Here is a 12086-nt window from a genome sequence, read left to right on the forward strand (position 1 = left end):
GGCGGGAACCCACTTCCGATACGACCCGTTGTCAATGCCGCGTGAGCTGCCCGTCCAGGCTTCCGGGGGCATCGTGAAGGCACCGGATGTCACCCTCACGAGCACCTCCCGGAACACCCCCGGATTGCTCTCCTGAGCACGCGCTCGGGCCCGTTGAGCCCCCGATCGGCCCAAGAGCCCCCACCGGACCCCTCACCTGCACCGAATTCCTTGTGAAGAACTTCACGAAGTTTTCCGACGGAGTGTCGTGGCACGGCGTGTCGCAGGCCGTTCGGGCGCTCACCCGTCGTTTCACATGCTCATCCGAGGATGGATCACGCCGACCTGCGGGTCAGGCGACGGACCAGGCGATGCCGTCCAGAATGTCGTGCTCGCTCACCACGACCTCCTCCGCCCCCACCCGTTCCATGATCGACTGGAGGACGAGGGCGCCCGCGGCGATGACGTCGACGCGGCCGGGGTGCATGGAGGGGATCGCCGCGCGCTCGGCGTGGGTCGAGCGCAGCAGCCACTCGGTGATCTCCCGGACCCGGGCGTAGGGGATGCGGGAGTGGTGGATGGCGGCGGAGTCGTACTCCGGCAGGTCCTGGTGGATGGCGGAGAGCGTGGTGACGGAGCCGGCGAGACCGACCAGGGTGCGCGCCTCGCGCAGCGGCACGGTCTCCTCGGCGAGGTCCAGGGCGCGTTCGATGTCGGCCCACATGGACGCGGTCTCGGCCTCGGTGGGCGGGTCGCTGACGTGTCCCTCGTGCACGAGGTGCCGCTCGGTCATCCGCACGCAGCCGACGTCCACGGACCGCGCGGCCCGCACGTGCGCGTCGCCGACCACGAACTCCGTCGACCCGCCGCCGATGTCCACGACGAGGAACGGCCTGGCGAGGTCGTCGCGCCCGGTCAGCTCCCGCGTCGCGCCCGTGAAGGAGAACTCGGCCTCCTGGTCGCCGCTGATGACCTCCGGCTCCACGCCGAGGATGTCGAGCACACCCCGCACGAACTCGTCCCGGTTCTCGGCGTCGCGGGAGGCGGAGGTGGCCACGAACCGCAGCCGCTCGGCGCCGTACTCCTTGATCACCGCCGCGTACTCCCGGCAGGCCGCGAACGTCCGCGCCAGCGCCTCCGGCGCCAGCCGCCCGGTCCGGTCCACCCCCTGCCCGAGCCGCACGATCACCATCCGCCGGTCCAGATCGACGAGCTCCCCGGTCTCGGGGTTCGCGTCGGCGACGAGCAGCCGGATGGAGTTGGTTCCGCAATCGATGGCGGCGACGCGGGTCATGGCGGTGGTTCCTTGTCTGTGTCTGTTCGTGACTTGTCGACGGACCGGGCCGACTCGGCGACCGAATCGGGTCGGCGACCACTCGGCGACCGAGCCGGGTCGGCGACTGTTCAACCGGCCGAGTCGGGTGGTGGGTGGGCGAAGGTCTCGGGGGTCCAGGGGGCGGAGCCCCCTGGTACGTCAGCCGTCGGCGGAGGGCACCACACACGCCCCCTTGGCCCACCACTCCGGCAGCATGGCGATCGCCTCGTCACCGAGGGGGTTCACGCCGGGGCCCGCGGCCAGGGAGTGCGCCACGAGCACGTGCAGGCACTTCACCCGGTCCGGCATCCCCCCGGCGCTGGGAAAGCCCGTCAGCTCCTCGATCTCGTCCCGGCGCCGGACGTAGTCCTCGTGCGCGGCCCGGTACGCCGCCGCCAGCTCCGGATCGCTCTCCAGCCGCGCCGTCATCTCCTTCATCACGCCGTTGGCCTCGAGGGTCCCGATGGCGGACGCGGCCTTCGGGCACGTCAGGTAGTACAGCGTCGGGAACGGCGTCCCGTCCGGCAGCCGCGGCGCGGTCTCCACGACGTCCGGCTGCCCGCACGGGCACCGGTGCGCGATGGCCCGCAGCCCGCGCGGCGGCCGGCCGAGCTGCTGCTTGAAGGCCTCGACGTCCGCGTCGGTCGGCTCGGTGCGCGGGGTGGAGGGCGGAGGCGTTTGCATGACTGTGTTCTGTGTGGCTTTCTGTCGGTTCACTGGTCGGACGCGTCGGACTTGTCGACGCCGTCCCAGACGTTCGCGTACCAGGGCCGGTCGGCCGCCCCCAGGTAGGCGTGCGCCTGCTTGGCGGCACCGGGGTCGATCACCACGAACCCGGTCTCCCCCGGCATCACGTAGTGCAGCCGCTGCCGGATCTGCTGCTCGGCGTAGGAGTCGTCCTGCCACCGCGCCTTGAGGTCCCGCAGCTGCTCGACCCGCTGCCGGGCCTGCTGCTGCTGCCGTTCGAGGTCGGAGATCTCGGCGCGCTGGGAGACGTACTGCCGCATCGGATAGGCGAGCGCGACGACCATCGTGCACAGCACGATCGCGAGCAGCGCGGCGCGGCCGGTGAGCCGGGAGCGGCGGGCCTGGCGCCTGGTCTGGGAGCGGTAGACCCGGGCCGCCGTCTGCTCGCCGAGCAGCTTGAGCCTGGTCGCGGTGGAGAACCGGTCCCGGTCCTTCACGGCCATGTCCCCGCCTCCCTGGTCGCCCTGACACGTGCGTACGTCCCCGGACACGGTACGGGACCGGGTACGGGGACGTACGTACGACTGGCTGAGCCTTGACTCTGTGAGGCTCAGCCCTTGAAGCGCGGGAAGGCGCTGCGGCCCGCGTACACCGCCGCGTCGTCGAGGATCTCCTCGATGCGCAGCAGCTGGTTGTACTTGGCGACGCGCTCGGAGCGGGCCGGGGCGCCGGTCTTGATCTGGCCGCAGTTGGTGGCGACGGCGAGGTCGGCGATGGTGACGTCCTCGGTCTCGCCGGAGCGGTGCGACATCATGCACTTGAAGCCGTTGCGCTGGGCGAGCTCGACGGCGTCCAGGGTCTCGGTCAGCGAACCGATCTGGTTCACCTTCACCAGCAGGGCGTTGGCGGTGCCCTCCTCGATGCCGCGGGCCAGGCGCTCCGGGTTGGTGACGAACAGGTCGTCGCCGACGATCTGCACCTTGTCGCCGAGCTTGTCGGTGAGGACCTTCCAGCCCGCCCAGTCGTCCTCGAACAGCGGGTCCTCGATGGAGACCAGCGGGTACGCGGCGACGAGCTCCTCGTAGTACTCGGTCATCTCCGCGGCCGAGCGGGACTTGCCCTCGAACTCGTACTTGCCGTCCTTGTAGAACTCGGACGCGGCGACGTCGAGCGCGAGCGCGATCTGCTCGCCGGGGACGTAACCGGCCTGCTTGATCGCCTCCAGGATGAGGTCGAGCGCGGCGCGGTTCGACTCCAGGTTCGGGGCGAAGCCGCCCTCGTCGCCGAGGCCGGTGGCCAGGCCCTTGCTCTTCAGGACCTTCTTCAGGGTGTGGTAGACCTCGGCACCCCAGCGCAGCGCCTCGGAGAAGGACTCCGCGCCGATCGGGGCGATCATGAACTCCTGGATGTCGACGTTGGAGTCCGCGTGCGAGCCGCCGTTGAGGATGTTCATCATCGGAACGGGCAGCAGGTGCGCGTTCGGGCCGCCGAGGTAGCGGAACAGCGGCAGGTCGGACGCCTCGGAGGCGGCGTGCGCGACGGCGAGGGAGACGCCGAGGATGGCGTTGGCGCCGAGCGAGCCCTTGTTGTCGGTGGCGTCCAGGTCGAACATGGCCTGGTCGATCAGGCGCTGCTCGGTGGCGTCGTAGCCGACGAGCTCCGGGCCGATCTGCTCGATGACGGCGAGGACGGCCTTCTCGACACCCTTGCCCAGGTAGCGGTTGGGGTCGCCGTCACGGAGCTCGATGGCCTCGAAGGCACCGGTGGAGGCGCCGGACGGGACGGCGGCACGACCCGTGCTGCCGTCGTCGAGGCCGACCTCGACCTCGACCGTGGGGTTGCCTCGGGAGTCCAGGATTTCCCGGGCTACGACGACGTCGATGGACGGCACGAGCATCTCCTTCTTGGGATGTGACGCTGGTTGTGCGGGGCGCACGCGGGCCTCGTCGGCCCTTGCTCAGCCTTGCGACTAGAGCCTAACCGTCCGAGGGCCGTCGGCCGGCACGACCGACCGGCCCGTGGACACACTGACGGTACTCATTGTTCACGCGCGGAACAAAGGGGGTCCCGATGAAGAACGGAAGAAGAGCGGGCCACGGAGCCTGACCGCAAAGAGAAACCCCGCCCCGGTGCGTTCGGGGGAAAACGCACCGGAGCGGGGGCTCGTGGGGGACGGGGGTGACCCTCACGTGGTCCCCACTATGGGGACCACGGCTGTGTGGGGGCTGTGGTTCAGCTGGGTCTTACTTCAGGTGCAGCTGCTGGCCCGGGTAGATGAAGTCGGCGTCGTCGACGATGTCCTTGTTCAGCTTGAACAGCGCCTGCCAGCCGCCCTTGACCTTGTGCTTCTCGGCGATCGAGCTGAGGGTGTCGCCCTTGACGACCTTGTACTCGCCGTCGCCCTTCTTGACCTTCTTGCCGGTCGGGGTGGTGACGGTCTTCTTGGCGGCCGGGCGCTCGGCGGAGCGGGAGGCGGCCTGGGTGTCGGTCGAGCGGGTGCCGGTGCTGCTGCTCGACGAGGAGCTGGTCGAGCCGGCGCTGCCGCCGGTGTAGGCGGCGCCGGACAGGCCCGTGCCGCAGACCGGCCAGGCACCCTTGCCCTGCGCGGCGAGGACCTTCTCGGCGATCGTGATCTGCTGCGCCTTGCTGGCCTGGTTGGCCTGCGCGGCGTACTGCGTGCCGCCGTACGCGGCCCAGGTGGAGGCGGAGAACTGGAGACCGCCGTAGTAGCCGTTGCCGGTGTTGATGGACCAGTTGCCGCCGGACTCGCACTGGGCGACGGTGTCCCACTCGGAGGCGGTGGCGGCGGAGGCGCTGCCGGCCGCCATCAGCGGCGCGGCGACGGCGACGCCGGTGACACCGGCGACGGCGATGGCGCGGACGGCCTTGGACGGACGGCGGTGCTTGCCCTTGCCGGAGAACAGCATGGATCGATCCCCTCACCGACGCCTGCGAGGTGAGCTGTCGGGTTCGGGCCGGTTGAGTTGCCCGGCCGCACACCGTGTGTCGGTGCGCGGCTTCACCCCGAGCCGGATCGGCGGCCTCAACCACCGGTCCCGGCACTTACCTTGGGTCCCCCGCTCCTGCCTACGGCGCATGACGCGACGACTGTTCCCGGACGGCCGCTGGCAGGACTCGGCGTTGCGACGGCCGGGGCTCGTGGTGACGAGCGGCCTTGACCGTAAACAGGCGATCCGGTGAATTTCAAAGATGATCAGGGCTTCTGAGACTCATCCCACACTTTCACCAAAACGGACATTCGGCTCGAAGCGGGGCGCCAACTCCCGCCGCTTTTCGCCCTATTCGCTGCCGAGTTTCAGGGTCTGACCGGGAGCGATGGCGTTCGGGTCGGTGCCGATGTCGGCCTTGTTCGCGTCGTAGAGCGCGCGCCATCCGCCGTCGAGGTCAAGGGAGTCGGCGATGGAGGCGAGGGTGTCGCCGTCACGGACGGTGTAGGTGCCGCTGTCGCGGGAGGCGTGCCGGCCGTTGGAGGCGGAGCCCTGACCGTTTGTCACGCTTTCGTCCGCCGAGCCGCCACGGTGCTTGCCGCCACTGCCGACGGCGCCCGTGTCGACCAGGCTCCAAGAGCCACCGGTCTGCCACGAATTGTCCGAGTCGTCGGACTCGGAGACGGCAGGGCTCCCGCTCGCCTTCGAAGCGTCGGCATCCGAGCCGGACTTGGACGATTCCGACTTGTCCGTCTTGCTGGACTTGCCGGAGCTGTCCGCCTTGGAGTCGCTGTCGGCACTCGCGCTCGGCAAGGGGGTGGCGGACTCGCTCCCGGAGTCCGCGGCGCCCGAGGAGGAGTCGGAACCGGAGGACGAGGACGAGTCCGACAGCCCCGAGGACGAGTCCGACGAGTCGGAGGAACCGGACGAATCACTCGAGTCGCCGAGGCCCGTGTCGACGTTCACCGACGCGTCGTCGGACGAGAGTCCGGCGATCAGGGCGCAGGTCCGCCAGGCCTTGGTGCCCTGGTCGGCGAGCATCTTCTCGGCGACCGCGATCTGCTGCGAACGGCTCGCCTGGTCGGGGGTGCCGGCGTACTCCAGGCCCCCGTACTCGCTCCAGTCGTCCAGGGAGATCTGGAGACCGCCGTAGTAGCCGGTGCCGTTGTCGGCGCTCCAGGAACCGCCGCTCTCGCACTCGGCCACCTGGTCCCAGGTGGAGCCGTCGGCCGCGCTGGCGTTCACCGCGCCGAGGAGCGGGAGGGCGATGGCGGAGCCGGTCACCCCGGCCGCGACGAGGAGCGCCGGAGCCTGGCGGGGGCGACGGTGACGACCGTTCCCGGAGAGCATGCGGAAACCTTTCGAGCGACAGCGGTGACCGGCACGGCGGGTCCCGCAAGGGCGCCGTACTGAGGGGTGAACGTATCGGCAGACGATCACTTGTCACAAGTTAATGCCGCGCAGATCACGTGAAGATCACAGACTTGAACGCTAATCATCTTTTGCCCGTAGGGGCAGGTGGAGGCTTCAGCGGCCGGTCGGCGTGAACTCCACGGGCAGCGTGCGCAGCCCGCGCATGATGAGCCCGCCGCGCCACCGCAACTCGCTCTCGTCCACCGCGAGTCGCAGGTCGGGAAGGCGGGTGAGGAGACCGGCGAGCGCGGTCTGCCCTTCCAGGCGGGCGAGCGGGGCGCCCAGGCAGTAGTGGATGCCGTGGCCGTATCCGAGGTGCTGGTTGTCCCGCCGGGCGAGGTCGAGGGTGTCCGGCTCGGCGAACCGCTCCGGGTCCCGGTCGGCCGCGGCCAGGACGACCAGGACCGGGTCGCCGGGGGCGATGTGCTGCCCGCCGATCGCGACCGGCTCGGTGGCGAACCGCCAGGTGGCCAGCTCCACCGGCCCGTCGTAGCGCAGCAGTTCCTCGACGCCGGTCTCCAGCAGCCCGCGCTCGCCGGCGGCCAGGGACTCCTGCAGGCGGGCCCGCTGCCCGGGGTGGGTGAGCAGCGCGTACGTGCCGTTCCCGATCAGGTTGACGGTGGTCTCGAAGCCGGCGAACAGCAGGATGAACGCCATGGCCGCGGCCTCGTTCTCGGTGAGGTGCTCTCCGTGGTCCGAGGCCCGGATGAGCCCGGAGATGAGGTCCTCGCCGGGACCTGCCTCGGCGGGCAGCGCCTCCCGCTTCCGGTGGATCAGCTCGGCCAGATATCCGCGCATCTTCTTCACGGACCGCGCGACCCCGCCCCGCGGCCCGCCCCCGTGCCGGATCATCATCCCCGCCCAGTCCCGGAAGTCGTCCTGGTCCTCGGGCGGGACGCCGAGCAGGTCGCAGATGGCGTAGATGGGCAGCGGGAAGGCGAACTCGTGGATGAGGTCGGCCTCGCCCCGCTCCGCGAACCCGTCGATGAGCCGGTCGGTCAGCTCACGGACCCGCGGCGCGAACTCGGCCACCCGGCGCGGGGTGAACGCCTTGCTCACCAGCCGCCGCAGCCTGGTGTGGTCCGGCGGGTCGATGTTGAGCAGGTGCGTCATCAACTCGGCCTTGCGCTCCCCGGGGATGCCGGTCTTCCCCTTGGCGTGCGCGGGCTCGTCGTGATGCGCCGAGTTCTTGGAGAGCCTCGGGTCGGCCAGCGCCTGCTTGGCGTCCCCGTACCGCGTGACCAGCCAGGCCTCCACCCCGCTGGGCAGCCGGGTCCGCCGAACCGGCTCGTGCTCCCGCAGCCAGGCGTAGGCGGGGTAGGGGTCGGCGGCGAACTCCCAGGTGAAGAGGTCGGGGGCGGGGGCGGTCACTTCTCCACTCCCTCCGTGGCCCGCACCGCGTCCCGGTAGGCCCGGGCCGCCGCCCGGAGCGCGGCCTCCGGGTCGACGCCCTCCGCCTCGGCGCGGGCCGCCAGCGCGAGCAGCTCGTACCCGATGCCCGGCGCCTGCGGCAGCGGCACGTCGAGACCGGCCGTCCGCACCCGTGAGGTCAGCTTCGCGGCCAGGGCGAGGCCCGGCTGGGCAAGGGGTATCCCGTCGGTCACGGACGCGCGCCACTTCTCCACCGCCTTCGTGCGCAGCCAGTGCTCCTTGACCTCCTCCGGCGTCGACGCGGTCTCGTCGCCGAAGACGTGCGGGTGGCGGTGGATGAGCTTGGCGACGATGCCTCCCGCCACGTCGTCGATCGAGAAGGGGGCGTCCTGGTCCTCCTCCGCGATCCGCGCGTGGAAGACGACCTGGAGGAGCACGTCGCCCAGTTCCTCGCGCAGTTCGTCGCGGTCGCCCTCCTCGATCGCCTCGACGAGCTCGTACGCCTCCTCGATGCCGTACTTCGCGAGGCCCTGGTGGGTCTGCCGGGACGACCAGGGGCACTCCTCGCGGATCCGGTCCATGACCTGCACGAGGTCGAGGAGGCGGGCGCCGGGCAGGTCGTAGGAGGCGGGGAGCAGCTCCAGCTCGGGCATCCGGACCCGGCCGGAGCCGGCCAGGCGGGCCAGGCCGTCGGTGAGGGCTGACTCGCCCTCGCCCGTCGCCACGACCACCACGGTCCGGCCGCCGGCGCAGGCGTCGACCAGCTCCTCGGCGGTGGGGGCGGCCTCGTCCACGGCCGTCCCGGCCTCCCGCAGATACGGCAGCTGGGGATGGGCGCCGTCCGCGCACAGCACCCGGTCCGCCGCCCGCAGCGCCTGCCAGGCGGGCCAGGACAGCAGGCCCGGGGCGACCCGGTGGCTGGTGGTGAGCAGGACGACCCGGCCGGCGCCGGCGGTCGCAGGCGCGGGAGTGGGAGCAGGAGAGGGGTCCGGGGTGGTGGGTTCGGGCCTGGTGGTGTTCACGCTCCGAACGTAACGCACCGCCGCCGCCCACCTCGCGGTTTGTCCACAGGGTGGGGGCGATCAAGTGATCGTACGACCGCAGCGGAGGTGACTCCCCCGGTGGCCCGTCCTACGCCGACACCTGCGTCCCGGCCGAGGTGACCTCCCGTACCCACGGCGTCTTGGCGTCCACCCGGCTGCTCTTCTGGACGTCCCAGGCGCCGTAGCGCGGGTTGAGGTCGACGTGGAGCTCCTTGGAGGCGCCGGCCAGGGCCTTCCAGAAGGCGGGCTGCGAGGTGTCGGTGCCGAGCGCCTCGGCGAGCTTCTTGGCCTCCACCTGGAAGCGGAGGTTGTCGTCGAGCCGGCTGGGGGCGATGCCGTACTTCTGCAGCCAGGCCGTCTGCAGGGCGGCGGAGCTGCCGGCCTGCTGTTCGAGGCCGGAGCGCATCTGCTCGACCTCCGCGCGGGTGACGCTGACGCCGGCGTCCTGGGCGGCCCGGTGCAGCACCCGGTCGAGCACCATGTTGTACAGGGTGTCCCGGGTGAGGCTGCTGGTGGAGGCGAGGACCTGCTGGTACTGCGTCTCGTCCGGCACCGCGGCGCGCTGCGCCCGGCGCACCTCGTTCACGCGGTTCTCCAGCTGCGAGACGGTGATCCGCTGGCCGCCCACGACGGCCGCCGCGCCCGGATGCGCGTCGCTTCCGCAGGCGGTCAGGAAGGGGGCCGCGGCGGCGATCGCGGCGGAGAGGAGGAGCGCGGTGCGACGGCGGCGGTGCAAGGAGGACCTCCCGAGGAGATTGTGCGACGGTGCACAAAGTCTTGCGGTGATCGATGGTAGGCAGTGGGCAGGCTCTGGCCAACCCATTCGACCAACGATTCACGCGCGCGTCCGGCACCGCCGCACCACCCTCCGCAAGGGTTTCCGGTACGGATCCCGTGCGGCCCCCGTACGGATCCCCGCTCAGCCCGTGATCGCCACCGGGGCGTCCCACGCGTCGCGGTCCACGGTGATCGTGTAACCGCCGCGCGTCTCCTTGCTGTTCACCATGTACTGGTGGGCCCGGCTGTGCCCGGTGTACTGGGTCGAGCCGAACGGCCAGTCCGCGGTCGTGGTGTTCTGCTTGTCCCACAGCGCGTACCAGAGGTTGCCCGGCAGGTCCGTCTTGTCCGTGGCGTTCGCGATCGCCTTGGCGCTGGAGCTGGTGAAGCCGTAGTAGCCGGCGCGGTACGTCTTCGCCCGCAGTTCCTTGTCGAAGGCCCGGACATAGGTCAGCACGGCGTTGTTGCACGACGTGTTCGTCGTGTCGTACGCCTCCATGTCGAGGTAGATCGGGCTGCCGGCCTTCATGCCGAGCGCGGCGGCCTTGGACACGGCGTCGTCCGCCTCGGACTTGCCGACGGAGGCGGCGGTGGAGGCGCTGATCTTCACCGAGCCGCCGGATCCGCAGGACGGCTGGGAGCCGACGTAGAGCGGGATGAGTTTCCAGCCGAGCGCGGAGACGGACTTGACCCAGGAGGCGGTGAGGTTGGGCTGGTTGCAGCCGCGGTTCTTGCCGCCGATGTAGACGGCGGCGGCGCCGTAGAAGCCGGTGTTCCAGGCCTTCATCACGGTGGTGGAGGGTGCGGTGCAGGTGTCGAAGGCGCGGCCGGTGAACGTCTTCTGGGCGGGCCAGGTGGTGGCCGCCATGGAGGTCTGCGCGGCGATCCCGGCCCCGGCGACGACCGCGGCACCCGCGACGCCCCAGGTGATGTATCTGCGCTTCCTCGACTGCCGATGGCTGGACATGCCGGAACCCCACCCCTGTGTCTTTGCTGTACGGCCAGTTGTGCGAAAAGTAGGTGCAGTATGCACTGCGCGGAGGCTAGCCGCGCATCTGGCCCAGCCAGTGCAGGGTCCGCCGCACCTCGCCGGCCAGCGGATGGCCGGGCCCGTGCAGCCGTTCCACGTCGAACAGCAGCCGGGTGAACGTGTCGTGGGCGGCCGAGCGGTCGCCGAGCGCGAGCAGCAGATGCCCGATCCGGCGGCGCACGTCGTGCGCGAGCTGCGGGTCGCCGGCCACGTACTGGTTCTCGTAGTACGGCAGCAGCGCGCGGTACTCCGCGAGCGCCGCCGCCGGTTCGCCGAGCTGTTCCAGGCACTGGGCGGTCTCGTAGCGGAAGCGCAGGGCCTGCGGGTCGGCCTGGCCCGCCTCGGCGGCGCGTTCGTCGGCGAGCCGGCGCAGTTCGGGCAGCGCGCGCCGGTACTGCCCGTCGTCCATCAGCGTGGCCGCGTACTGCTTGCGCAGGGTGCGTACGACCGTGGAGCGCTCGCCGTGCTGGTCGGCGGCGACGGGCAGGATCGCGCCCAGGATGTCCACGGCCTGGGTGATGCGTCCCTCGTCGAGCAGCCGCTTGACCTCGTCGACGGCGGCGGCGACGTCCGGCCGGTCCGGTACGGCGGCCACGGGGGCGGCGGGCTGGGGTGCGGGCGTCCGGGCCCGGTCCGGCCAGGGGGCGTGCGGGCGCAGGAAGGGGCGGGTGGGGTCCAGGGGCGACCCGGACGGCGTCCCGCGCGCGGGCAGGAGCGATGCCAGGCTCTCGTAGACCTCCTGCGCGGAGGCCGGGCGGTGCTGCGGGTCCTTGGCGAGCAGCCGCAGCACGAGGCTCTCCAGCGGCTCCGGGACCTCGGGGCGGGTCCGGCGCACGGGCAGCGGCGGCTCGTACAGATGCCGGTGCAGCACGCCGAGCGCCGTGGAACCCGCGAACGGCACCTCCCCGCTGAGCAGTTCGTGCAGCAGCACGCCGAGCGCGTACAGGTCGGTGTACGGGCCGACCGCGCCGCCCATCGCCTGCTCGGGCGCCATGTAGGCGGGCGAGCCGATCGGGGAGCCGGTGTGGGTGAGGCGGGTGGTGTCCGTGTCCATGACGGAGGCCACGCCCAGGTCGAGGACGGTGACCGTGCCGTCCTGCTTCACCATCACGTTGCGCGGCTTGAGGTCGCGGTGGACGATCGGCACGGCGTGCACGGCGCTCAGCACGGCGCACAGCTGCGCGGCCACCGCCACCGCCCACTGCCACGGGTACGGGTCGTGCTCGGCCAGGTGGTCGGAGAGGTCGGCGCCGTCCACGTACTGCATGACGAGGAAGAGCTCCTCGCCCTCGCTGCCCGCGTCGTGCACGGTGACCAGGCCGGGGTGGTCGACCTGCGCGGTCACCCGGCACTCCCGCAGGAACCTGCGGCGCAGCTCCTCCGCCTCCGCGCCCGCCACCTTGTCGGGGCGCAGCAGCTTCACCGCCACCCGCCGGTCGAGCCGCTGGTCGTAGGCCGTCCACACCTGGCCCATGCCGCCCTGTCCGATGAGCGTGGACAGCTCGTAGCGGCCGGCGACGACC

Annotated in this window: 11 protein-coding genes and 1 riboswitch; all 11 genes read right to left on the reverse strand. The window is 71.3% G+C overall.

Annotation, left to right across the window (positions count from 1 at the left end):
* Positions 1-331: 331 nt before the first annotated feature.
* Positions 332-1273, reverse strand: a complete 942-nt coding sequence (locus tag ACGF5O_RS38360; RefSeq protein WP_393814545.1) for an exopolyphosphatase — start codon at positions 1271-1273, stop codon at positions 332-334.
* A 180-nt stretch (positions 1274-1453) separates the two neighbouring features.
* On the reverse strand, positions 1454-1978 hold the full coding sequence (locus ACGF5O_RS38365) for a DUF501 domain-containing protein (protein ID WP_393814546.1): 525 nt from the start codon (positions 1976-1978) through the stop codon (positions 1454-1456).
* Positions 1979-2007: 29 nt separating this feature from the next.
* Positions 2008-2484 carry a septum formation initiator family protein gene (locus ACGF5O_RS38370; RefSeq protein ID WP_393814547.1) on the reverse strand — a complete coding sequence of 159 codons (477 nt, stop codon included), beginning with the start codon at positions 2482-2484 and terminating at the stop codon, positions 2008-2010.
* Positions 2485-2591: 107 nt separating this feature from the next.
* A complete protein-coding gene (gene eno, locus ACGF5O_RS38375; RefSeq protein ID WP_089102262.1) occupies positions 2592-3878 on the reverse strand; it encodes a phosphopyruvate hydratase in 1287 nt (428 codons plus the stop codon).
* A gap of 346 nt (positions 3879-4224) precedes the next feature.
* Positions 4225-4908, reverse strand: a complete 684-nt coding sequence (locus ACGF5O_RS38380) for a transglycosylase family protein (protein WP_393814548.1) — start codon at positions 4906-4908, stop codon at positions 4225-4227.
* Between the two features lie 4 nt (positions 4909-4912).
* Positions 4913-5086: riboswitch (cyclic di-AMP (ydaO/yuaA leader) on the reverse strand.
* A gap of 194 nt (positions 5087-5280) precedes the next feature.
* Positions 5281-6279 carry a transglycosylase family protein gene (locus ACGF5O_RS38385; protein WP_393814549.1) on the reverse strand — a complete coding sequence of 333 codons (999 nt, stop codon included), beginning with the start codon at positions 6277-6279 and terminating at the stop codon, positions 5281-5283.
* A 177-nt stretch (positions 6280-6456) separates the two neighbouring features.
* A complete protein-coding gene (locus ACGF5O_RS38390; protein WP_393814550.1) occupies positions 6457-7713 on the reverse strand; it encodes a cytochrome P450 in 1257 nt (418 codons plus the stop codon).
* Positions 7710-8735, reverse strand: a complete 1026-nt coding sequence (locus tag ACGF5O_RS38395) for a nucleoside triphosphate pyrophosphohydrolase (RefSeq protein ID WP_393814551.1) — start codon at positions 8733-8735, stop codon at positions 7710-7712. The genes ACGF5O_RS38390 and ACGF5O_RS38395 overlap by 4 nt, the downstream gene beginning before the upstream one ends.
* 109 nt (positions 8736-8844) lie before the next feature.
* Complete coding sequence (locus tag ACGF5O_RS38400) at positions 8845-9492, reverse strand: SurA N-terminal domain-containing protein (RefSeq protein WP_393814552.1); 648 nt, start codon at positions 9490-9492, stop codon at positions 8845-8847.
* Positions 9493-9675: 183 nt separating this feature from the next.
* On the reverse strand, positions 9676-10500 hold the full coding sequence (locus ACGF5O_RS38405; RefSeq protein WP_393814553.1) for a glycoside hydrolase domain-containing protein: 825 nt from the start codon (positions 10498-10500) through the stop codon (positions 9676-9678).
* Positions 10501-10576: 76 nt separating this feature from the next.
* Positions 10577-12064: a protein kinase gene (locus ACGF5O_RS38410; RefSeq protein WP_393814721.1), complete on the reverse strand. Its 1488-nt coding sequence runs from the start codon at positions 12062-12064 to the stop codon at positions 10577-10579.
* Between the last annotated feature and the right edge of the window lie 22 nt (positions 12065-12086).

The sequence above is a fragment of the Streptomyces sp. NPDC048291 genome, from assembly GCF_043201715.1.
In the GTDB taxonomy this organism is placed as follows: domain Bacteria; phylum Actinomycetota; class Actinomycetes; order Streptomycetales; family Streptomycetaceae; genus Streptomyces.